Here is a 21,811-nt window from a genome sequence, read left to right on the forward strand (position 1 = left end):
GTCCGGGTTTGTCAGGCACCACAACTGCAAGATCGACGCGCAATCGGGCCGGTCGACGTTGTGGGGTCGCCAGCGCGCCCGGTGGCCGGTACGGTTCCTGAGGAACAACGACCGGAATCGATCAGGACGGCTAGGTGTGAGCGGCACGGCCGACGAAGTCCTCGGGAACAGGTACCGGCTCATCGCACCCGTCGGCACCGGTGGCATGGCGGTGGTCTGGCGCGCCCGCGATCTCGTGCTCGACCGTGACGTCGCGGTCAAGCTCCTCGCCGGGGAGCTGGCCACCAAGCCCGGCAACCGCGAGCGGATCCGCGCCGAGGCGCAGGTGGTCGCCCGTCTCCAGCATCCCGGCATCACCGCGGTGCACGACTACGGCGAGGCCGGTGACCTCGCGGAGGGCCGCAACGGTCGCCGGCCGTACGTCGTCATGGAGCTCCTCGACGGCGAGCTGCTGTCGAACCGGCTGCGCGCCGGCCCGATGTCGTGGCGGCGGGCCACCCAGATCTGCGCCCAGGTCGCGGCCGGACTCGCCGCCGCGCACGCGCGCGGCGTGGTGCACCGCGACATCAAGCCGAGCAACATCATGCTCACCTCGGCCGGCGCCAAGATCCTCGACTTCGGCGTCGCCGGGCTCACCGGCTCGGTCGACCCCGACGACGAGCGCGACGGCACCGTCTTCGGCACCCCGGCGTACCTCGCCCCGGAGCGGCTCCTCGGCGGCAGCGTCGTGGCCGCCACCGACGTCTACACCGTCGGCCTGCTCGCCTACCGCTGCCTCACCGACCGGCTGCCCTGGCACGCGGACACCCCGACGCAGATGATCGCCAACCACGTCTACGAGCCGCCGCACCCGCTGCCGGAGATCCCCGGCCTGCCCGCGGAGATCGGCCGGCTCGTCGGCCGCTGCCTGACCAAGGACCCCGACGCCCGCCCGCCGGCCGCCGAGGTGGCCCGCGTGCTCGCCGCGGCGACCGGCATCCACATCGTGCTGCCCGACGAGGACGGCTCGACGACGCAGGAGGTGCACGCCCCGGTCCAGCCGCCGGACGCGGACGCGGAGCCTTCCCGGGGACAGCGGTCCGAGCAGCGGCGCGGCCAGCGGCGCACCTGGACCGCGGCCGCGGTGCTCCTGGCCGCCGCCGGCGCCACGACCGGCATGATCGTCTGGCAGCCGTGGGCGGCGAAGTCGGGCTGCCGCGTCGACTTCTACATCCGGCCGGAGGAGGGCGGCTTCGCCGAGCGCAAGTTCGAGGCCCGGGTGACCGTCGCCAACGCCGGCAACCGCACGCTCGATCCCTGGGTGCTGCGGTTCCGCCTGCCCGGCGGGCAGACGATCGACCGGATGGACGGCATCCTGAGCCACCGCGCCGAGATCGGCGGCATCCGCGTCACCGGCGAGGAGCCGTTGCCGCCGGGCAAGGCGGTCACGTTCGGCATCAACGGCTCCGGCGGCGAGCCGATCCCGCCGGAGGGCTTCGCGCTCAACGAGACCGACTGCGACACCCGCATCTCCGAGCGGGGCCCGGGCAGCCAGTTGCCCGGGCTCACCGGCGGCGTCATCGACGCGCCGGCGGGCGAGGAGCGGCCGCCGTCACTCCCGCCGCGGCGACCGGGCGGCAGGCCGCCCGGCGACCCCGGCGGGCGCGGCGGAAGCCCGCCCGCACTGCCCTCGTCGAGCTACGGTTACAGCACCCCGCCGGCCCAGCGCACCAGAAAGAGGCCCCGCGTCCGTGCCTGAACGCTTCACCGCGCCGGTCGGCTTCGTCTTCGGCGGCGGCGGTGTGCTCGGCGCCTACGAGGTGGGGATGGTCCGCGCACTCCTGCACGCCGGCATCCGCCCGGACCTCGTTGTCGGGACCTCCATCGGCGCGTTCAACGGCGCGGCGGTCGCCGCGGCGCCGACCGAGGAGGTCGCCGACCGGCTCATCGACCTGTGGGCGTCGGACGAGGCCCGCACCGTCTACGGCGACTCGCTGCCCCGCCAGCTCGGCCGCTTCGCCCGCCGGACCCACCTGCACTCGCCCGCGCCCCTGCGCCGGCTGCTGGAGCGGGAGCTCGGCGCCGACACCGCGTTCGAGGACCTGCCGGTGCCGTTCCAGTGCTGCGCCGCCAGCATCGAGCGGGCCGCCGAGCACTGGTTCTCGTCCGGCCCGCTGGTCGAGGCGGTGCTCGCGTCCTCGGCGGTGCCGGGGCTGCTGCCGCCCGTACACCTCGGGGAGGAGCACTTCATCGACGGTGGCATCGTCAACTCCGTGCCGGTCGGGCGGGCCGTCGCGCTCGGCGCGCAGACGGTCTTCGTCATGCAGGTCGGCCGGATCGAGCGGCCCTTGCGCCCGCCGCGCCGCCCGTGGGAGGTTGCCCAGGTGGCGTTCGAGGTGGCCCGGCGGCACCGGTTCGCGCGGGAGCTCCAGGAGGCGCCGCCCGAGGTGCGGGTCCACGTCCTGCCCACCGGCGGCGGCTCGGCCCGCGACGACTCCCCGCTGTCATACCGCAACGTCGCGCTCGCCCGAGCCCGCATCGACCGCGCGTACAGCGCCACTTGTGCCTATCTGGAAGCCTTGGAGTAGTGCCACCCCGCTGGTTCCGCCGCATCGTGCTCGCCCCTGTCGCGCTGGCGATCATCAGCGCGGTGCTGGTCACCATGCCGGTGTGGCTGCTCCTCGCGGGCGCCTTCGGCCCGCTCGGCTCCGGCCGGATGCGGGCGCTGCGGGTCTCCTGGATGGTCGCGGTCTACCTGTTCCTCGAGGTCGTCGCGCTGCTCGTGCTCTTCGGCCTGTGGGTCGGCAGCGGCTGCGGCTGGCGCCTGCGCGGCCCCCGGTTCCAGCGCGCCCACTACGTGCTGACCGGCAAATTCCTGCGGATCCTGTACGCGCAGGCGCGCTGGTCGCTCGGCGTGAAGGTGGCCGTCGTCGGTGCCGACCCCGACGTCGCCGCACCCGGCCGGCCGGAGCTGGTGTTCTGCCGGCACGCCGGCCCGGGCGACTCGTTCCTGCTGGTCCACGCGCTCGTCAACTGGTTCGACCGGGAGCCGCGGATCGTGCTCAAGGCCGGCCTGCAATGGGACCCGGTCATCGACGTGATGCTTAACCGGCTGCCGAACCACTTCGTCACCGTCTCGGCCGACGCCGAGTCCATGATCGGCCGGCTCGCGACCGGGCTGGACCACAACGACGTCCTCGTGCTGTTCCCCGAGGGCGGCAACTTCACCCCGAGCCGCCGGGAGAAGGCCATCCAGCGGCTGCGCGACCTCGGCCTGCACACGATGGCCGAGCGGGCGGAGCGGATGCGGCACGTGCTCGCCCCGCGCCCCGGCGGCACCCTCGCCGCCCTCGACGCGGCGCCGGAGGCGGGCGTGATCTGGGTCGCGCACACCGGCCTCGACAGGCTGCTCTCCGTCGCGGACGTGTGGCGGCACCTGCCCCTCGACCTGACGATCACCATGCGCTGGTGGTCGGTGGACGCCGAGGAAGTCCCCACCGGGCAGGAGGAGCGGGTCGACTGGCTCTACGAGTGGTGGGCCAGGATCGACGCCTGGATCGACCGCCACGGGCCCGGCTCGGGTTCCTGAGCGCCCTCGTGGAGAATGGCCCGATGCGATTCGGGCTGCTGGGCACGGGACACTGGGCGCGGGTGACACAGGCGGCGGCGCTGGCCGCGCACCCCTCCGCGACACTCGTCGGTGTCTGGGGCCGCGACCCCGCCAAGGCGGCGACGCTCGCCGGTGACTTCGGCGCGGCGGCCTTCGACGACGTCGACGCGCTCCTCGCCGAGGTCGACGCCGTCGCGATCGCGCTGCCGCCCGACGTGCAGGCCGAGCTCGCGATCCGCGCCGCCCGCGCCGGCCGGCACCTGCTGCTCGACAAGCCGCTCGCGCTGACGGCCGAGGCGGCCGACGCGATCGTCGCCGCCGCGCGCGAGGCCGGCGTCGCGTCCGTGGTGTTCCTCACCAACCGGTTCGTCCCCGCCGTCGAGGCGTTCCTGCGGGACAACGCGGTCGTCGGCGGCTGGTATGCGGCCCACGGCACGATGTACACGTCCATCTTCCGGCCGGACAACCCCTACGCCGGCTCGGTCTGGCGCAAGGAGCACGGCGGCCTGTGGGACCTCGGCCCGCACGCCCTCTCGGTGGTGCTGCCGCTGCTCGGCCCGGTGGTCGAGCTGTCCGCCGCCGAGGGCTCTCGCGACACCGTCCACCTCCTGCTGCGCCACGAGGGCGGCGCCGCCAGCACGCTGTCGCTGACGCTCGACGCCGCGCCCGACGCCACCGCCTTCGGCTTCTCGTACTTCGGCGAGCACGGCGCGACCACCCTCCCGGGCTGGGGCGAGGCCACCGCTGTCGACGCCTTCACCAATGCGACGACGGCCCTGATCGAGTCGGCGGCGTCCGGCACGCCGCACGCCTGCGACGCGACGTTCGGCGCCGACGTCGTCCGCATCCTGGCCGCGGCCGGCCAGGCGCGCCGAACCGCGACCATCGTCGCCCCGTGAGCGCACCGCCGGGGACGCTCATCGCATTCGTGTGACGGCCGCCTTGAGCCGGTGCAGGTCGCGGCGGCGGCGTTCGTACGTCGTGGCGAGCGCGACCAGCACCAGCCCGGCGACGGCCAGCGGCGCCCAGCGGGGGAGCAGGTCCCAGTAAACGGCGACCTCGTGCACCGCGAGCAGGCCGAGGACGGCGCCGCCGATCACCACCGGCGACTGCAGCCGGCGCACGGCTCCGGCCAGCACGACGCCGACCGCGGCCACGCCGAGCAGCAGGCGGCGCAGCGGTTCGCCCTCACCGACCATGACGACGGCCAGGCTCGGCGCGAACGCGGCGAGCAGCCCGGGCGCGAGCGCCGGCCAGCTTTTCAGCTCCGGGTTGCGCCGGGCCGCCAACCAGCCGGTGGCGACGGCCAGCGCTCCCGCCGGCACCGTGTACGCCTCGACGACGCCCACGTCGCGGGCGGCCAGCACCAGCCAATACGCGATGAGCTCCGCCCCGACGGCACACCCGGTGAACACGGCCCGCGCCCCACCGAGCAGGGCACGCAGCCCGAGGGCCAGCCCCCAGAGGGCGGCGATCCCGGCCATGGCGTCGAGGTGCCCGGCCGCCAGCAGGAACGCGACGGCGGCCGTGGCGTGCGCGACCGCCTCCATCAGCGGCGTGCCGGTCGCCCGGCCGGCCGGGCGGGTCTCCGTCGTCGGCGTGCCGGTCGCCCGGCGGGGCAGGCGCCCGACGACCTGCGCCCCCGCGAGGACGACGGCCGCGCCGAGCAGCACCCAGAACGCGGTGCGGTGCAGCGGCAGGTCCGCGGCCCGGGCGGCGGTGAACCCCAGCCAGCCGGCGGTCACCGAGGCCACCAGCCATCCGGCGGCACGGGCACCGGCCGCCCTGCCGGCCACCCCGATCACGGCCGCGACCATCAGGACGGCGGCGAGCGCGGTCAGGGTGGCCGCCTCCGTCGCAAGGCAGCCGGCCAGCCCGGCACCTGCCGTGAACCAGCAGGTCACCGCCCCGGTCCGGCCCGCGATGTCGAGCCCGGCGCGCGCCGGCCGGATCGCGGCCGCCAGCGCGGTGACGAGCCCGGCCGCGAGGGTCACCGCCGGCACCGCCGGCCAGGGCGCGTCCGCCGCCACGCATGAGAGCACCGCCGCGAACGTGACCGGCGGCCCGGCGAGGCTCCACAGCGGCATACCCGTGCGCCGGGCGGCCAGGACCGCCAGCACCGCGAGCAGGGCGAGCCCGGCCGCGGCCGGCCCGGGCGAGAAGGCCGCCGGCCCGCTGTCCCACCACCGCCCGCCGGCCGGGCCCAGCCCGACGCCGTCCGGCGCACCCGCCCAGACCGAGGTGAGCCAACCGTACGGCCGGAAGAGCACCACCAGCACCGCCGGCACCACGGCGACGAGGGCCACGACAGCGGACACCGCGGCCGGCAGGAGCACCCCGACCCGCCAGCCGGCCCCGCCGGCCCCGCCGGCCCCGCCGGTCGGCGTGAGTGTGGCCGGCCCGGTCAGTGTGGTCGGTCCGGTCGGTGCGGCTGGCGTGGGCGGTGCGCTTCGCGGAGCTTCGGCGGCCGGCCTGCCGAGCGTGGTGTCCGCCGCGAACCAGGCACACAGCACCGCGGCGGCGGCGAACCCGCCGAACGGGGTGCGGCCGTCGTCCGCCGCGGAGGCCCACACCGCGGCGAGCGTGACCCCCGCGCCGGCCAGAGTCACGCCGAGCGTGCCCGCCGCGCCCGCCCACCGGCGCAGGAACACCAGCGCCGCGGTCGACAGCACCAGACCCGCCAGCGCGCCGATCAGCGGCAGGGGAGCGTCGAGGGCACGTGCGGTACCACTCCCGAACCAACCGCAAGCGGCGGCGACCGGGACGGGCCCGAGACCGAACGCGACGACGGTGGCCGGGAGGCGCAGGCCAGCGCTCCCGCCGCCGGCCTTGACCACCGCGGACACGGCGATCAGCCCGGCGGACGCCAGCAGCGTGGCCTGCGGCGTCACCAGCCCGACGAGCAGCAGGTGCAGCGCGACGAACGGCAGCGCCGCCGCCGCCAGGGCATCGAACCGCAGCGCGGTGACGGCGAGCCCGACGAGCAGCAGGCCGTCGACGATCGCCACGACGGTCAGCGGCGTCTCGGCGGTGCCCGGCGCGGCGAACGTGATGAGCACCGCGGCCGGGTACAGGACCGCGCGGTGCCGGACGAGCAGGCCGAACGCGGCGGCGAGCACCGCGACGGCGACCGGCACCTGCCAGTCGAAGAGCCGGTCCGTCGTCATCGCGTGCTGTTGTGCCGCCGCCCGCCAGGCGGGGAGCGCGCGGACGATCGCGTCGCCGGCGGCGACGAGGGCGGCACCGGCGTACGCGGCACCGAGGATCCCGGTGACGACCAGCGCGCCGATCCACCCGCCGCGGCGGACCCGCTCCGGCAGGAGCAGGGTGGCAGCCGCGATAACGGCGGCGACGAAGGCGAACGCGAGGTACCGCTGCCCGGGGAACAGTTCGGCGGCCATCCGGACCCCGGCGAGCGCCGTGACGCCGGCCGCGGCACCCACGCCGATGTGCGCGGTGATCCGGTTCGCGAGCCCGGCGACGACGATGACGGCACCGAGGAGCAGCAGCGTGCCGCTCGCCCGGGCCACGCCGGCCACGCCGTCCGAGGTGACGACGGCGCCGAACACCACCGGTCCGGCGATCAGCACCGCGATGCCCGCCGGCAGCCAGGCGATCACGTCGACGGTACGGGCGAGCAGAAGGTTCGCCGCCGCGAGCACCACGAACACCAGCGCCCAGCCGGTCGCGCCGAGGCCGTGGCCGGCCGCGAGCAGGGGCAGCACCGGCTGGAACGCGAGCAGGGCGGCGTACCGCGGGGCGCGCAGGCGGGTCACGGCCGCGTACCCGCCGCCGACGACCGCGGTGACGGCACCGACAATGCCGGCGTACGTGCCGGGGCGCGTAGCTTCGGCCAGGCCGGCGAGGTCGACGTACCAGGCGGCGTACCCGTCGAGGAGGACCAGCAGGAGCCCGAGCGCGGCGAACGTCTCGGCGGTGGCGCGCAGCCGGCGGGCCAGGGCGACGGGCGGCACGGCGAGCGTGACCAGCGTCACGGCGGCCAGGATCGCGGCCCGGCCGATGACCCCGAAGCTGGCCCAGGCGACGGCGGCGAACACCACGGCGGCGCTGCCGAGGAGGAGCCCGCCGAGCACGAAGAGCACGTTCTGCACGGTTCGGGGGGCGGCCTCGGCGGCTGGATAGGTGTGTCCTGCCGGGCCGTGTCCCGCTGGGCCGGTTTCTCCCAGCCCTCTTCCTCCCGGGCCGTTCACGGCGGGCCGGCCCGCGGCGGTGGCGGCTTGGCCCTGGCCTCTGGTTTGGTCCTGGCCTCTGGTTTGGTCCTGGCCTGTAGCTTGGCTCTGGCCTGTGGCCCGGCTCTGGCCCGCGGCTTGGCCTTGGCCAGTGGCTCGGCTCATGGCGACGGCCTGCTTCACGCGGGCGGCGAGCAGGTTTCGCTGCGACTGCACGGCGTTGTACCGCTGCGCCGCCGCGTTGTACTGCACGTGCGCCTCGTCGAGCCGCCCGCGGGCGACCCGCACTTCCGCGAAGAGCTCGGTCGTGCGCCCGTTGAGCCGCACCACCTCGGCCGCGTCCGGATACGGCGGACGCCCACAGCCCCCGCATCCCGACTCCAGGTCGGCCGGGGAACCGCAGAAGGGGCACGGATAGGACACCATGGTTACAGGATGCGGCGGATCGGTTCGGACCCGAATCGGTTGCGGTACTCAACTCTGCCTGAGTACCCGGTCGAGGAGCCCTCCGCCGGGCCTCTCACCGATGCCTTTCGTGTCTTCCTGTACCTGCTCTCCCGCGTCATGCTGGCGTGATGCGGTTGCTCACCGAGGCCGAGTACCGAGCGACGATGGAGCCCGAACCGATACGGATCGGTCCGGAGGACGCGCCACCCTTCGATTTCTGGCCCTACTTCGACGAGATTCCCGAGGCGCATCTCGCCGGCCACGACTTCTCCGAAGGCAGCGTCACCTACGCGTGGCACATGGTGGAAGGGAACCTTCAGCATGTGCTGGTCAATTGTGAGGCACCCAACGTGTTCCTCGTCCTGATCTTGGATCTCGCCACCGAGACCGTGCTGGGTCACTATCTGCTCGACATCTACGGCGTCTGACGGCTACTCGTCGAGCCCGCGCTCGATCGCGTAGCGCACCAGGTCGACCCGGCTGTGCAACTGCAGTTTTCCGAGCGTGTTCTGCACATGGTTCTGCACCGTTCGATGCGACAGTACGAGCCGTTCCGCGATCTCCCTGTATGTGAGCCCCTTGGCGACGAGCCGCAGCACCTCGGTCTCCCGCTCGGTCAACCGCGGCGCGTCGGGATCCTCGGCGCGGGTGACGCTCGCCAACCGCCGGAACTCCCCGAGCACGAGCCCCGCCAGCCCCGGCGTGAACACCGGATCCCCGTCGGCGGTCCGCCGGACGGCGGCGAGAAACTCTTCCCGGGCGGCAGACTTCACAAGGTATCCGGTGGCGCCGGCTTTGACGGCATCGAGCACGTCCTGCTGTTCTCCGCTGGCCGACAGCATGAGGATGCGCGCGTCGGGGCACGACGCGAGGACCCCTTGGATGACCTCGACGCCGGACCGGTCCGGCAGTTGCAGATCGAGCACGACGACCTGCGGCCGCACCGAGGCCGCGATCCGCACCGCCTGGGCACCTTCTCCAACGGCCGCGACGACCTCGTATCCCGCTTCGGCAAGATCCCGGGCGACCCCGTCCCGCCACATGGGATGATCGTCGACGACCATGACGCGCAACTTCACCCCGTCGTCCACCCCTGCACCATATAGTCGCGGGCCCCTGCGGGACCTCTGCCGTTCCCGGGGTCTTCCATGATCGTGCAAGGCCGCGAAGTTCAGCCGTGCGGTCGTCTGTCAACTCCGGTATCGCGCTACGGATGGTGACGCACAGTCGTGCGGGCGGGTGTCTGTCGCTCATGATCGCCGCTGGCCCCGGGACAGCGCGTTCCGGGCCGGGCGACTCCATGCTGGCCCCGGGACGGCGCGTTCCGGGCCGGGCGACTTCACAGATCATGGGAAAGATGTGGCTATCGGGGCAGCCAGATCTTTCCCATGATCATGGAGTCGAGCTGAACTTCGCGGCCTTGCCTGATCGTGGAGCGTTTGACGACGGCGAGGTCGACCCGGGGCCGGTGCGTCCAGAGAAACACATTCGCTCCACGATCATGAAACTCCAGCCCGGCCGGCGGTCAGCGGGGGACGTGCAGTTCGACTTCCGTGCCCGAGCCCGGGACCGAGGTGACCGTCACCGTGCCGCCCAGGTCTCGGACCCGGCCGCGGATCGACTGGGCCACGCCGAGCCGGCCGGCCCGTTCGGCCTCGGCCAGCCGGCCGTCCGGGATGCCCGCGCCGTTGTCGCGGATGGAGACCGTGACGCCGTCCGGGAGCTCCTCCAGCAGGAGCCACGTCTTCGCACCCGGCCCGGCGTGGTGGCGCACGTTGTCGACCGCGGCACCCACCGCCGCCGCGACCTCCGCCGCCACCGCGGCCGGCAGGAGCACCGGCGTCGCCGGCGCCGCGATCGTCACGCCCGACGCCGCGTGCCCGTCGAGCAGACCCCGGAGATCAACGCGGCCGTCGACCCGGCGGCTGTCCGGGTCTCTGTCCGGGTGTCTGCCCGGGCCGTTGCCCGTCCCCGGAGCCTGCGACCGGACGGCCCCGGCAACGGCCACCGCCGCCGGGGGAGCGCTCGACGTCACCAGTGCCCGCAGGGTCGCCTCCTGCTCGCCGGCCAGACGTCCCAGCTCGGCCGCCTCGCCGCCGAGCTCGGCGCCGCGCCGTTGCACCAGGGCCAGGACCTGGAGGACCGAGTCGTGGATCCCTCGGGCGAGCCGCTCCCGCTCCCGGGTCGCCGCCTCCAGCTCGACCGCCCGCTGCAGGCGTGCCTCGGCGTCGATCGCCAGCCGGGCGATGTGCCCGACGCCGATGCCCGCCAGGAGCATCAGCACCGGGCCGTTGGCCGTGGACTGGCTGAACCCGTCGCGCACCACCGCGTCGGCGCCGCTCATGAGGACCGCGGCGATCGCGCCGCGCCGCCGGCCGCCGGAGATCGCCCACGCCACGACCGGGCTGGCGACCCAGGCCATCGGCAGCGTCGGCGCGCCCACGCCGAGCCCTTCCGGATCGACGATCCAGCGTGTCGCCAGCAGGCAGGCGGCGGTGACCGCCAGGTCGGCGGTGAGCAGGGGCCAGCCGCGGCGCTCCGGCTGTGCGTACGCGAGCGTGCTCACCGCCGTCCAGGCGGCCATCCCGCCGATGATCACCCAGCCGCCCGGAGGCCAGTGGTACTCCCGGAAGTTGTTCACCATCAGCACCGCCGCATATCCCAACGCGGCGATGCGGAAGACGGCGAGCGCCCGCCACAGCGGACCCTCCAGGCCGGACACCGGCCCCCCGCGGGCCACGGTCAGACCCAGCGCACCGGCGGCAGGCCGGCCTCTTCGAGCGCGGCGTTGACCTTGCTGAAGGGCCGCGAGCCGAGGAAACCGGCCGGGTTCATCGGGCTGGGGTGCCCGGCCTCGATGACCCTGTGCCGCGGGTTGGTGACGAGCACCGCCTTCTTGCGGGCGTAGCCGCCCCACAGCACGAACACGACCCGCCGCTCGAACGCGTTGAGCGCGCGGATCGCCGCGTCGGTGAAGTGCTCCCAGCCCTGGTTGGCGTGGGAGGCGGCCTTGCCGGCGCGGACGGTGAGGACCGCGTTGAGCAGCAGGACACCGTCGGCGGCCCACGGGGTCAGGTCGCCGTTGGACGGCGGGGTCACGCCCAGGTCGTCGCGCAGCTCCTTGTAGACGTTGCGCAGCGACGGCGGGACCGGCACGCCGGGGCGGACCGAGAAGCTCAGGCCGTGCGCCTGGCCCGCCTTGAAATACGGGTCCTGGCCCAGGATGAGCACCCGTGCCTGCTCCGGCGAGCACAGCCGGAACGCGGTGAACAGGTCCGGCAGCGGCGGGTAGACCGGACCGGCCTCGTATTCGGCGGCCACGAACGTCTCCAGCCGACGCACCACCTCGAGGTCGAGATGCGGCTTCATCACGTCCCGCCATGCGGCGGGGAGGAGCTCCAGCAGATCCAACGACATGCCCGGCACTCTACGAAACAGGTACGACAAATTCCGCCCGGGCAACGTGCGAAGCGCGGCGGACGACATCGAAGTGCTGCTCCGCGCTGCCCTGGACGCGGGTTCGACGGCTTCCCGCCCGTCCGGATGCCCGGCCGGGACGTCGTCTACACACCAACGAGCGGCCCGCCACCGCGAGGCGAGCGGGAAGCGGTGGTGGAGCGGGCGCTCGCCGCGGGCGCCGACGACATGGCGCTGCTGGCTGCTGCCGGCGAGGTCGTCACGAACGCCGTCCAGTACACCGCCGGCGCCGTGCGCGGACGGGGCGAGGTCCGCCGACGCGAGCGAGCGCCGCCGGAAAGATCGGCTGGTTCGAGTTTCCCGCTGGCATGTGGCAGAGGTCGTACTGGCTGAGGCGCGCAGTTCTGGATGAATCCGACCACATCGGTCCGACGAACCCGGGAGACTGGACGGGTGACGCAGGTTGGACCGGTGGGAGGCGGCGGCGAACCGCTGACGGTGCTGTGGGCCTGGCGGCAGGCACAGTTGGAGCAGGGCGGCCAGGACCGGCAGACACCCGCCGACCAGCGCCGGCGGCGGCGTCGACAAGATCGTCCGACGGACAGTCTGACACAGGACGGCCCGGTCGACGGCCCGAAACAGGGTGATCAGGGCTATCTGCCCCAGCTCCAGTCGCGGCTGCGGCAGTCACTGGGGCGGGGCGGCCCGAGCGCGATCCGGCGTGTCGTGCGGCGGCTCGCCGACGTGCCGGCCGAGCAGCGCACCGTCCTGCACAGCGCGTTCGCGCACGACCCGGAGGCGGCCGAGCGCGGGTTCGCCTGGATGCTGGAGCACTTCGACCAGCCGAACGCGGTCGTCCCGGCCCTGGCTCAGATCGGACCGGCGATCGAGGCGCTGACCGGCCCGCACGGCCGGCAGTTCGACCTGTTCGGCCAGGCGCTGCTGGACGCGGTCCGGGAGACGGTCGGCGCCGCGGGGGCCGGTGCCGACGGTGCCGGCGAGGGCAGTGAGACAGACGGTGCGACAGTCGGCGAGACCGACGGTGCGGCGGGCACGGCGGCCTGGTCCGACGAGGACGCCGACGCCTGGCGCGACGGCTGGCGGTTCGCGGTCGACTGGCTGCGTCAGGGCACCCAGTTGACGCACGGGGAGGCCCCGTTCTGGACCGGCACCGTCCTCGCCCACGACCGCCGCCGCGACGACGTCGCCGTGCTGACCGTCGCCACCGACCTGCCGTACCCGTTCCGTGCCGGCCAGCGCGCGATCATCGAGTGCCACCGGGTGCCCGGCGCCTGGCGGGCCTGCTGGATCGGCGAGCCGCCCGCCGGGGACAACCACATCGAGATCCACGTCCAGGCCGTGCCGGGCGACGAGGCGACCGGTTCCCTCGTCCGGGAGACGCACGTCGGCGATCCCGTGCGGCTGCACCGGGCCGAGGGCGACTTCGTGATCGAGGACGGCTCGGCGGGCGCGGTGCTCGTCGTCGCCGAGGACGTCCACGTCACCCCGATCAAGGCGCTGCTGTCGGAGCTCGCCGATCGGGGCGACGATCGCGTCGTGCACATCTTCTGGGGCGTCTCGACCCGCGACGACCTCTACGACCTGGAGGCCCTGCGCGAGCATGCCGCCCGCTGCGCCCACGCGACGGTGCACCCGGTCGTCGCGAGGGGCCCCGCCCACCCGTACCTCAGCGGCTCCTTCCCGCAGGTGGTCGTCGACTTCGGCGAGTGGACCTCGCACGATGTGTACCTCAGCGGCACACCCCTCGCGGTCGGCGTCATGCGCAACATGCTGATCGAGCGGCGGGTCGCGCCGGACCGGATCCACGCCGTCACGCTGACCCCGTTCAGCGCTGACGCCACGACGTCAGGGTCGCGGTGACCACGGTGTTGGCCAGGTAGACGCCGCGCCGCCGGTCGAACGCGCCGCCGCACGTCACCAGCCGTAGCTGCGCGTGGTCCGCCGGCCCGTACACCAGGTCGGCGGGGAAGTCCGCCTTCGCGAACATCCGCACCGAGTCGACCCGGAACACCACCGTGGAGCCGTCCTCCCGGGCCACCGTCACCAGGTCGCCGGGCTTGAGCCGGCCCAGGTCGTAGAAGACGGCCGGGCCGCTGGCCGCCGTATCGACGTGACCCACCAGCACCGAGTTGCCGATCTCGCCGGGCGTCGGCCCCCGCCGGTACCATCCCACGTTCTTCGGGCTCTGCAGGGACGGTGCCTCCAGCATGCCGTCGCGGTCCACGTCGACGGCCTGCACCGGCGCGTCCACCTCGATCGTCCCGATGGCCAGCCGCGCCGGCGGCGACGCGGACAGGCCGGCCCCGCCCCGCGCCGTCGCGGCGCCGATGCCTGCGGAGGAGCCACCGTCAGCGGCGATGAACGGCGGCGGGCCGGATCCGCCGGTGAACGACGCGCCGATGAGCGACACGCCGCTGACCACGACGGCGATCAGGATCATGGCCGTGGCGGCACGCCAGGTGCCGTCCCGGCGCACGAGGAAGCGCGCCGGTGATCGATGGGAGCGCAGAGCGTGCCGGCTCCGGTACTCGGGCACGGATCAGCTCACCGGCTCAGGTCACCGACCGGCCCCGCCGGTGTCGCTGGTCCCGCGGCTCCGGTCGTCGCTCCGGGTCACGACGGGCGGCCCCGGCGCAGGAGCAGCGCCCCGGCGGCGCCGATCACGAGGAGGCTGCCTCCGGTGGCCATCAGCGCGGCGTTCGCGCCCCGCGTGGTGGCACCGCCACCCGCCGGCACCCCGCCCGAGGGCGAGACGACGAGCTGGACGACCGAGGACGTGCCGTCGGCGCAGTCGAGGCTCACCAGGAACGTGCCCGGGCTCGTGGACTGCGGGATGTCCACGGACAGGGAGAAGACCCCGCTGGTCGAACCGGCCTGCATCGGGAGGCGCGCCGGCAGCCCCAGGACGGCCCCGGCGACGTCGGCGGAACGGACCCCGACGGCGCACACGATGCTGAATGTGACCCTTCCACCCGGCTGGACCGTCTCCGGGCTGACCGAACCGACCGGGCTTCCTGACGAGGTGCTTCCTGAAGAGGTGCTTCCCGGCGAGCTCGTTTCGGTCGCATTCGGCGAAACGCTCGCCGACGCACTCGGTGAGTCGGACGGCTCAGCCGCCGCCACGCCGGGCAGCACGAGGAGCGCGGTCACGCCACCGAGCGCGACGCCACTGAGGATTCGTCGCATGGGTCCATTGGCCGGGACTCCCGGGTGACTGCTGAACACCCGCCCCGGGCGATCATGCCCGCTCGTCGTACTCCGGGTGACACGATGACGGGTGGCGAGTCGCCGACAAGATCAATGCTGGCGGACCACCACTTCGATCGCGAGCGGGGTCGGGCCGGACCCGATCACCTTTCGTCAGGAGCCGGCCCCGGGACCGGTTCCGGCCGCATTGTCCGGTCGGCGCGATGCCGCTCAACCCGAGTGTGACCAATTTCCGCACCGGGAACGAGCGGGCGGATCGAGTCCGGCACCGGTGTCCTGGCCGGCCGCACGTTCTCCTGGTCGGACACCCAGCGCTACCGGATCGGGGCCCGGCCACTCGCGGCCGCCGAATCGCCGTCCCGGTGAGGACGTGCTGGTCAGCACCGACCAGGACGTGTCCAGGTGTCGTTACGGCGGCGCCGACCGCGACGGCCGATCCGCACGTCGACTACGGGCCGTAGACCCTTGCCGGGCCGAGGGAGGACGACGACCTGGTGCGCATTCGCACCGACCTGCTCCCGCGATGCGACAAGGTGGGCCCAGGAAAAGATGGTCTGACACTTCCGGCAGTGCGACGATGAATTTGGGCGGTGCTTGGCCGAAGTTTTCGGCCTCGACCACGACGTCGTCAAGGCCTACCCGGACGCCCCTGCGCCTCGGGTGTTCTTGACGACCCTGCCTTTGGCGCGTTACGAGTAGGAAATATCGCAGTGACGCGCCCCGCCGCACGGCGGGGCGCATTCATCTGAAATCCTGCCCGGCGGCGCCATAAGCGCCGGTCGTGGGCAATGACGGCCGCGGCCAGAGCCGGACTGCGGGACGAGACGGGAACGACGCGCATGAGTGAGTACAAGATCACCCACCCGGATGGCGAGCTCGATCTTCCGGTACACAAAGCGACCGAAGGACCTTCCGGGCTCGAGATCAGCAAGCTGCTCAAGGAGACCGAGCAGGTCACGCTCGACACGGGTTTCGTCAACACCGCGTCCTGCGTTTCGTCGATCACCTACATCGACGGTGACCAGGGCATCCTGCGGTACCGCGGATATCCCATCGAGCAGCTCGCCGAGCGGTCCAGCTTCCTCGAGACGTCCTACCTGCTGATCCACGGTGAGCTGCCGACCAGCCAGCAGCTCGCCGAGTTCACCGACCGCATCCAGCACCACACGCTCCTGCACGAGGAGCTGCGCCGGTTCTTCGACGGCTTCCCCCGCGACGCTCACCCCATGGCGGTGCTCTCGTCCGCGGTGAGCGCGCTGTCGACCTTCTACCAGGACAGCCTCAACCCGTTCGACGACGAGCAGGTCGAGATCTCCACGATCCGGCTCATGGCCAAGGTGCCGACCATCGCGTCGTACGCCTACAAGAAGGCCATCGGCCAGCCGATGCTCTACCCGGACAACTCCCTCGGCTACGTCGAGAACTTCCTGCGCATGACCTTCGGCGTGCCCGCCACCCCGTATGAGATCGACCCGGTCGTGGTCAAGGTCCTCGACATGCTCCTGCTGCTGCACGCCGACCACGAGCAGAACTGCTCCACCTCGACGGTCCGCCTCGTCGGCTCCAGCCAGGCCAACCTCTTCGCCTCCGTCTCCGCGGGCGTCAACGCGCTCTTCGGTCCGCTGCACGGCGGCGCCAACCAGGCCGTCCTGGAGATGCTCCAGCACATCCAGTCCGACGGCGGCGACGTCAGCGCCTTCGTCCGCAAGGTCAAGAACAAGGAGGACGGCGTCCGGCTCATGGGCTTCGGCCACCGGGTCTACAAGAACTACGACCCGCGCGCCGCCCTGGTCAAGAAGGCCGCCCAGGACGTGCTCGGCCGCATGGCCAAGCCCGACCCGCTGCTCGACCTGGCGATGGAGCTCGAGGAGATCGCGCTGGCCGACGACTTCTTCGTCTCCCGGAAGCTGTACCCCAACGTCGACTTCTACACCGGCCTCATCTACAAGGCGATGGGCTTCCCGACCACCATGTTCACCGTGCTCTTCGCGCTCGGCCGGCTCCCCGGCTGGATCGCCCAGTGGCGCGAGATGATCAAGGATCCGGACACCAAGATCGGCCGTCCCCGGCAGGTCTACATCGGTTACGGGCAACGGGATTACGCCCCGATTGCCGGTCGGTAAAGACCCGCAGCGCCAACCGGTTCTTGCTCGTTTGTCTACTTGACGGAGATCGACCCCGGCTGTCTCATACATGAGTCCGTTGGGGTCGTTGTCCGTTTTCGACAGGGAGCATTCGGAGCCACATGAGCGCGCCAACGTTGTCGCCGCTACTCACCGCGGCCGTGCAGGACCGGACGTCCGGGGCGACCGGCGTGGCCCGGCAGGTGCTCGACGGACTCGCCGAGTTCGTGCACGACCCGCCCGCCTTGCGGGCCGTGGTGGCCCCGCTGCCCGGACTCCTGCCCGGATACGCCTCGATGTGGCACATCGCTCGCGCCGCGAACAGCGACGACCCGGGCCCCGCGCTGCGGGCGATCCGGGAGCAGCTCGACCGTGACGTCGAGCTGAGCGTCGGCCTGGCCACGCGCCTGCTGCGGGCGCGCGGCGGCTGGGTGTGCACCGCGCCGAGCAGCGCCCTCGTCAAGGCCGTCGCGGCCGGCCTGCCGACCGGCACGGTGGACACCCCTGGCACGGAGGGTCTCCAGCCGGTCACCGGGCTGGCCGGCGCCGACGCCATCAGCCCGACCCGGGTCCTCAACATCAAGGGCACGCTGGCCCTGGCCCGCGGCGTCCCGACGGTCATCGTCACGACGTCGCTCAAACTGGTGCCGGAGAACGTGTTCGCCGGACTCGGCTCACCGCTGTTCGAGCGGATCCCGCTCGACGCGTTCTGGGCCGTGGTGCTGGACGGCGAACTGCTGACGCCGGCCGAGGTGGCCCGCCGCGCCGCGCTGCTGCCGTCGGCGTAGCGGTTCGCCCCGCTCGTTCGTCCGCTCCTTCGTCCGCTCCTTCGTCCGCTCCTTCGTCCGCTCCTTCGTGCGTTCAGCGGCCGGGTGGATCCGTTCGTGCACGACGAGTGCACCGACCGTCGTCCTGATTCTGTTGGCACGCCACCATTTGTTCGATCGTGCGCAGTCCGCACCTCCACATTGGACAGATCCCCACGGACGCCAAGACGGTACGGTTGAGGGGCTGTGCAGTGGCTTCGGTTGGGAGTACATTGCGTGCATCCCAAGGACGGCCGGGGCCGCCGCTTCCCCCGTGGTGGCGGCCCCGGTCTTGGGTCGCGGCTCCGGAGTGTTGCGTGTCCGTCGATGGGACACCACATCGCAACGGCCGCTGTCGAAACCCGCGCCCGGCGGGAGTCGCCGAAGGCCCCGTGCGCACGCCGACGGTCCGGGCCGCCTCCGCGGAGGGTGGCGTTCATCGGCGGCCTGATCGTCCGCGCTGCTGGTGGGCCGCTATCGCAGCTCCTGTAGCCCCATCATCCCGGTGCCCATCACCCCGGTGCCCATTGCCCCGGCGCCCGACACCGGGGCGTCCTCGGGCAGGTCGGGCAGCCCGAACAGCTCCGTCAGCCCGGTCACCTGCAACAGCCGGTGCACAAATGGTGACGGACTGCGCACTTCCATGCGGCCGCCGAACTCGCGGGCCTTGTTGTTGACGGCGACCAGCGTGCCGATCCCGATCGAATCCATGAACGGGACCCGCCGCAGGTCTACCGTGAGCAGGTGGGGACGGTACGCCTCCACCGTCTCGAGCACCACCGAACGCAGCGCTCCCACTGTCGCCGCCTCCAGCGGCCCGAGAACTTCCACCACGATCGTGCTGTCCGAACCCTCCCCGGAGCGGTGCGTCCGGACCATAGCGTCGCCCATTCGACCCGCGTACCCAGCGCGCCGGATCGGAAACGTCACGGATTCGCGGAGATCAACAGGGGGAGCATCAGCGCGTACGAGCAGAGCAGCACCGCCGCCTCCGGTCGGGTGATGCGGTTGCCGCGCTTGAGCAGCAGCCACGCGAGCACCCCGACGCCCACCATCGCGGTCACCGCGGCGAACCCGAACGGCGCGATCGTGTCCTCGCCGGCCGCCAGCCCGACGACCGCCCCGCCGATCAAGCTGTTGAACAGGTTGCTGCCCAGCAGGTTGCCGACCATCAGGTCACCTTGGCCGCGCCGCTGCGCCTGCACCGCGGTCATCAGCTCCGGCAGTGCCGTGCCGCCCGCCAGCAGTGTGAACCCGATGACGGTGTCGCTCACCCCCCACCGGTGCGCCAGGGTGCTCGCGTTGGCCACCAGCAGTTGCGCGCCACCCAGCGTCGCGGCGAGCCCGACGAGGGTCCGGACGGCCTCCACCCACCAGCGGCCGGGCGGCGGGGAGGGCTCGACGAACGCCGCCACGTCGTCCGGCAGCGGATCATTTGGCGGTACGCGCGAAAGGCGCACCAACAGCACCAACGCGCCGACGGTCAGGATCGCGAGCAGTACACCCGCGACGAACTTCATGCCCACGAGCGCGAACGCCCCGAAGACCGCCACGCTGGCTACCATCAGCGGCGCCTCGCGAACCGGCACCGACGAACGGACCACCACCGGCGAGACGACGGCGACGACGCCGAGGATCAGCGTCACGTTGAGAATGTTCGACCCGACGAGGCTGCCCAGCGCCAGCCCCGCGTTGTCCCGCACGGCGGCGACGCCCGACGCGACGAACTCGGGGGCGCTCGTGCCCAAGCCGATCACCACGACCCCGACGATCACCGGCGCCACCCGCAGGACCGTGGCCAGCCGCCCGGCACCCACGACGAGCTGGTCCGCGCCGACGGCCAGCACGGCAAGACCGACGATGCCGAGCCCGATCACCACCAGGGTCGACATCCGCCTCCTCTGTCCGCCTTCGGCCGCTCGTCTTCCGCCCGTGATCAGCGCTTGTGGTCCCGGGTGTGCCTGGCTCGAAACCATACCGTCCGGCGTGCTCCGCACTCCGGCTGGCGTCGCCGCCCAGGCCCCGCCCCCGAGATGCTTGGGACCGCTCCCGGCGAATTGACAGGGTTCACGGGTGGCGGAATGTGCTGGAGGGCTCTACAGTTTTCTTCGAGACCGGCGTCTTCCCCCGTGGATGCCGGTCTCACCATTTCTCGTGGCCGCTGGGCGCTCGTCCTCCAATGTGGACGCCCCGTGCGCGGCACGTGGACCTCTGGAGGGGAGGGGTCACCGTTGCGGTGCCCACGCTGTGGCGCCACCGGGATCGACGCCACTGGCAACTGCGTCCAGTGCCGCTTGTTCCTCGGCATCCCCCCGGCTCAGTCTGCGGCTCAGCCCGAGTCCACGGCCCACCTCCAGCCCCAGTCCGAGGCCCAGCCCCAGTCTCCGGCCCACCTTCATCCCCAGCCCTCGGCTCAGCCCCAGCCCCCGGCTCAGCCCCATTCCCCGGCCCAGGCCGTGCCGGTGCCCGGTGCGCCGCCTCCCGTGGCGCCGGCGCAGTCCCCGCCGACGGGAGCGCTCCCGGCTCCGCCGGCCTACGGCCCACCACCGGCGGCACCGCCGTCGACCGGGCGAAACCCGCTGCTGATTCCCGGCTTGATCTTCGGTGTCGTCTGTCTGGTACTCATCGGTGCCGTCATCGTCTACGCCGCCTCCGGTGGCGGGGAGGCGACACCCGTCAACGCGGCACCGTCCCTGAGCCGCACCCCGCCCGCCACCGCATCCCCGTCCGCCACCGGCTCGGCGGACGTTCCAGGTGCGGAACCGTCGGCGTCCACCGGCTCCTCGGTCGTCCCCGGCGCCACGCCCAGCGCGTCGGCCGACTCGCTCGCCGCCTGCGTGCTCGGGGTCTGGCTGGAGGAGAAGCGCGACGAGCAGGTCACCGTCCGCAACACCGGCGTGTTCCCGTTCCACAGCAGCGGCACCTACCAGCGGTACAGCGACACCGGCCGCGCGGTCTTCGACTACGGCGACGGCATCCACATGACCGGCACCAACGGCACGTCCAAGTTCGACTACGTCTTCAGCGGCTTCATCAGCTACAGCTTCAACGTCGAGAACGGCATGCTGCTCTTCGCCTCCCCACGCCCCAGCGGCACCGAGACGTTCATCCGCAACGGCAGGCAGGATTTCCGCGGCAGCCTGGGTCCCCACATGCCCCAGCCCCTGCGGATCAACTGCGGCCCGGTCGCGATGAGCCTGACGAACGACGTCATGACAATCCAGTTGAAGCGGACCAGCAGCGTACGATGACGGTGCGCGGCTGAGGGCCGGCCCAGAGCACCCGATGACCCCGGTGGCCATGCGGCCCTCGGCGGACTCGGCAGTCCGTCCGTCCCTCGCCGCTCGTCCGTCCCTCGCCGCTCCTCCGATCGCGCCGTTCCGATCAGGAGGCCGTTCCCGATCAGGCCGTCCCGATCACGTTTTGTGCTCACGCCTTCCCGATCGTGCCTTGCTCAGGATCGCCGCCCTCCGGCCGATGGGGCTGGTCGGAGAGAGGGGGAAGCCTGCATGGACACCAAGCTCGCCATGGTCATCGACGACTCGCGCGCCATGAGGGGCATCCTGAGACGGATCCTGCTGCCCCTCGGGTTCGTGGTGCGCGAGGCGACGAACGGTAAAAACGCGCTCGACCAGATCTGGGACGACAACCTGCAGCCGGGGCTGGCCCTCATCGACTGGAACATGCCGGAGATGAACGGGCTTGAGTTTGTCGTGGCCGTACGCAAGCAGAAGCACCTCCGCCAGATGACCCTCATGATGGTGACGACCGAGAGCGAACACGGCCAGATCGTGCGTGCCCTCGCCGCGGGAGCACACGAGTACGTGATCAAGCCGTTCACCGCCGACGCGATCGTGGCCAAGCTGACCTACCTCGGCCTCGTGCCGCTCTCGCCGACGACGGAGGCGACCGGCTCACCCGCCTGACGTCGCTGTTCCCGTTGTGAGATCTTGACCTGAAACGCGCTCGTCTTGGTCCGATAGGCGACGGAAGAACCCCACCCGCCGTCGT

The 21,811-nt window shown here is 72.6% G+C and carries 19 protein-coding genes; 11 read left to right on the top strand and 8 right to left on the bottom strand.

The window, feature by feature from the left end; translation table 11 throughout:
- Positions 1-136 precede the first annotated feature (136 nt).
- From Drose_RS10660 to Drose_RS10675, 4 genes are read left to right on the top strand one after another with little or no spacing between them, the layout of a single operon-like run.
- On the top strand, positions 137-1,738 hold the full coding sequence (locus Drose_RS10660) for a protein kinase domain-containing protein (protein WP_260728009.1): 1,602 nt from the start codon (positions 137-139) through the stop codon (positions 1,736-1,738).
- Positions 1,731-2,567: a patatin-like phospholipase family protein gene (locus Drose_RS10665; RefSeq protein ID WP_260728010.1), complete on the top strand. Its 837-nt coding sequence runs from the start codon at positions 1,731-1,733 to the stop codon at positions 2,565-2,567. The genes Drose_RS10660 and Drose_RS10665 overlap by 8 nt, the downstream gene beginning before the upstream one ends.
- A complete protein-coding gene (locus Drose_RS10670; RefSeq protein ID WP_260728011.1) occupies positions 2,567-3,568 on the top strand; it encodes a 1-acyl-sn-glycerol-3-phosphate acyltransferase in 1,002 nt (333 codons plus the stop codon). The genes Drose_RS10665 and Drose_RS10670 overlap by 1 nt, the downstream gene beginning before the upstream one ends.
- 23 nt (positions 3,569-3,591) lie before the next feature.
- On the top strand, positions 3,592-4,488 hold the full coding sequence (locus Drose_RS10675; protein ID WP_260728012.1) for a Gfo/Idh/MocA family protein: 897 nt from the start codon (positions 3,592-3,594) through the stop codon (positions 4,486-4,488).
- 18 nt (positions 4,489-4,506) lie between these two features.
- On the opposite strand, the gene Drose_RS10680 is transcribed toward Drose_RS10675, so the two are convergent.
- Positions 4,507-8,205 carry an SCO7613 C-terminal domain-containing membrane protein gene (locus Drose_RS10680; protein WP_260728013.1) on the bottom strand — a complete coding sequence of 1,233 codons (3,699 nt, stop codon included), beginning with the start codon at positions 8,203-8,205 and terminating at the stop codon, positions 4,507-4,509.
- 149 nt (positions 8,206-8,354) lie between these two features.
- Between Drose_RS10680 and Drose_RS10685 the strand changes: the two genes are divergently transcribed.
- Positions 8,355-8,654 carry a hypothetical protein gene (locus Drose_RS10685; protein WP_260728014.1) on the top strand — a complete coding sequence of 100 codons (300 nt, stop codon included), beginning with the start codon at positions 8,355-8,357 and terminating at the stop codon, positions 8,652-8,654.
- Between the two features lie 3 nt (positions 8,655-8,657).
- On the opposite strand, the gene Drose_RS10690 is transcribed toward Drose_RS10685, so the two are convergent.
- The 3 genes from Drose_RS10690 to ung form a co-directional block, all read right to left on the bottom strand.
- The gene (locus Drose_RS10690) at positions 8,658-9,290 is read right to left on the bottom strand and encodes a response regulator (RefSeq protein ID WP_259867599.1); all 633 of its coding nucleotides are present in this window, start codon (positions 9,288-9,290) and stop codon (positions 8,658-8,660) included.
- Between the two features lie 461 nt (positions 9,291-9,751).
- Positions 9,752-10,948: a MacS family sensor histidine kinase gene (macS, locus tag Drose_RS10695; RefSeq protein WP_260728015.1), complete on the bottom strand. Its 1,197-nt coding sequence runs from the start codon at positions 10,946-10,948 to the stop codon at positions 9,752-9,754.
- Between the two features lie 20 nt (positions 10,949-10,968).
- The gene (gene ung, locus Drose_RS10700; RefSeq protein ID WP_343870980.1) at positions 10,969-11,643 is read right to left on the bottom strand and encodes a uracil-DNA glycosylase; all 675 of its coding nucleotides are present in this window, start codon (positions 11,641-11,643) and stop codon (positions 10,969-10,971) included.
- 453 nt (positions 11,644-12,096) lie between these two features.
- Between ung and Drose_RS10705 the strand changes: the two genes are divergently transcribed.
- Positions 12,097-13,524 carry a hypothetical protein gene (locus Drose_RS10705; protein ID WP_260728016.1) on the top strand — a complete coding sequence of 476 codons (1,428 nt, stop codon included), beginning with the start codon at positions 12,097-12,099 and terminating at the stop codon, positions 13,522-13,524.
- Here Drose_RS10705 and Drose_RS10710 read toward each other — a convergent pair.
- Together Drose_RS10710 and Drose_RS10715 are read right to left on the bottom strand one after the other, a co-directional pair.
- Positions 13,490-14,200: a class F sortase gene (locus Drose_RS10710; RefSeq protein WP_260728017.1), complete on the bottom strand. Its 711-nt coding sequence runs from the start codon at positions 14,198-14,200 to the stop codon at positions 13,490-13,492. The two genes, Drose_RS10705 and Drose_RS10710, sit on opposite strands and share 35 nt — an antisense overlap.
- 77 nt (positions 14,201-14,277) lie before the next feature.
- The gene (locus Drose_RS10715; RefSeq protein WP_260728018.1) at positions 14,278-14,613 is read right to left on the bottom strand and encodes a hypothetical protein; all 336 of its coding nucleotides are present in this window, start codon (positions 14,611-14,613) and stop codon (positions 14,278-14,280) included.
- A gap of 10 nt (positions 14,614-14,623) precedes the next feature.
- Between Drose_RS10715 and Drose_RS10720 the strand changes: the two genes are divergently transcribed.
- From Drose_RS10720 to Drose_RS10730, 3 genes are all read left to right on the top strand, one after another.
- On the top strand, positions 14,624-14,878 hold the full coding sequence (locus Drose_RS10720; protein WP_260728019.1) for a hypothetical protein: 255 nt from the start codon (positions 14,624-14,626) through the stop codon (positions 14,876-14,878).
- Between the two features lie 832 nt (positions 14,879-15,710).
- Positions 15,711-16,994 (top strand): citrate synthase, encoded by a 1,284-nt coding sequence (locus tag Drose_RS10725; protein ID WP_260728020.1) that lies wholly within the window; start codon positions 15,711-15,713, stop codon positions 16,992-16,994.
- Between the two features lie 122 nt (positions 16,995-17,116).
- Positions 17,117-17,782: a hypothetical protein gene (locus Drose_RS10730; RefSeq protein ID WP_260728021.1), complete on the top strand. Its 666-nt coding sequence runs from the start codon at positions 17,117-17,119 to the stop codon at positions 17,780-17,782.
- Between the two features lie 492 nt (positions 17,783-18,274).
- Here Drose_RS10730 and Drose_RS10735 read toward each other — a convergent pair whose 3' ends face one another.
- Both Drose_RS10735 and Drose_RS10740 read right to left on the bottom strand, forming a co-directional pair.
- The gene (locus tag Drose_RS10735) at positions 18,275-18,691 is read right to left on the bottom strand and encodes an STAS domain-containing protein (protein ID WP_260728022.1); all 417 of its coding nucleotides are present in this window, start codon (positions 18,689-18,691) and stop codon (positions 18,275-18,277) included.
- A gap of 35 nt (positions 18,692-18,726) precedes the next feature.
- Positions 18,727-19,692 carry a sodium:calcium antiporter gene (locus Drose_RS10740; RefSeq protein WP_260728023.1) on the bottom strand — a complete coding sequence of 322 codons (966 nt, stop codon included), beginning with the start codon at positions 19,690-19,692 and terminating at the stop codon, positions 18,727-18,729.
- A 702-nt stretch (positions 19,693-20,394) separates the two neighbouring features.
- Here Drose_RS10740 and Drose_RS38735 point away from each other — a divergent pair.
- The gene (locus Drose_RS38735) at positions 20,395-21,051 is read left to right on the top strand and encodes a hypothetical protein (RefSeq protein ID WP_313900013.1); all 657 of its coding nucleotides are present in this window, start codon (positions 20,395-20,397) and stop codon (positions 21,049-21,051) included.
- A 258-nt stretch (positions 21,052-21,309) separates the two neighbouring features.
- The gene (locus tag Drose_RS10750) at positions 21,310-21,726 is read left to right on the top strand and encodes a response regulator (RefSeq protein WP_260728024.1); all 417 of its coding nucleotides are present in this window, start codon (positions 21,310-21,312) and stop codon (positions 21,724-21,726) included.
- The last annotated feature ends 85 nt before the right edge of the window (positions 21,727-21,811 follow it).

Origin of the sequence: Dactylosporangium roseum (assembly GCF_025264685.1) — a bacterium.
Taxonomy (GTDB): Bacteria; Actinomycetota; Actinomycetes; order Mycobacteriales; family Micromonosporaceae; genus Dactylosporangium; species Dactylosporangium roseum.

Coding starts and splice junctions, on each gene's coding strand:
- Drose_RS10675 (WP_260728012.1), top strand. CDS start 3,592: ATGCGATTCGGGCTGCTGGGCACGGGACACTGGGCGCGGGTGACACAG.
- Drose_RS10680 (WP_260728013.1), bottom strand. CDS start 8,205: ATGGTGTCCTATCCGTGCCCCTTCTGCGGTTCCCCGGCCGACCTGGAG.
- Drose_RS10685 (WP_260728014.1), top strand. CDS start 8,355: ATGCGGTTGCTCACCGAGGCCGAGTACCGAGCGACGATGGAGCCCGAA.
- Drose_RS10690 (WP_259867599.1), bottom strand. CDS start 9,290: ATGGTCGTCGACGATCATCCCATGTGGCGGGACGGGGTCGCCCGGGAT.
- ung (WP_343870980.1), bottom strand. CDS start 11,643: ATGTCGTTGGATCTGCTGGAGCTCCTCCCCGCCGCATGGCGGGACGTG.
- Drose_RS10725 (WP_260728020.1), top strand. CDS start 15,711: ATGAGTGAGTACAAGATCACCCACCCGGATGGCGAGCTCGATCTTCCG.
- Drose_RS10730 (WP_260728021.1), top strand. CDS start 17,117: ATGAGCGCGCCAACGTTGTCGCCGCTACTCACCGCGGCCGTGCAGGAC.
- Drose_RS10735 (WP_260728022.1), bottom strand. CDS start 18,691: ATGGGCGACGCTATGGTCCGGACGCACCGCTCCGGGGAGGGTTCGGAC.
- Drose_RS10740 (WP_260728023.1), bottom strand. CDS start 19,692: ATGTCGACCCTGGTGGTGATCGGGCTCGGCATCGTCGGTCTTGCCGTG.
- Drose_RS10750 (WP_260728024.1), top strand. CDS start 21,310: ATGGACACCAAGCTCGCCATGGTCATCGACGACTCGCGCGCCATGAGG.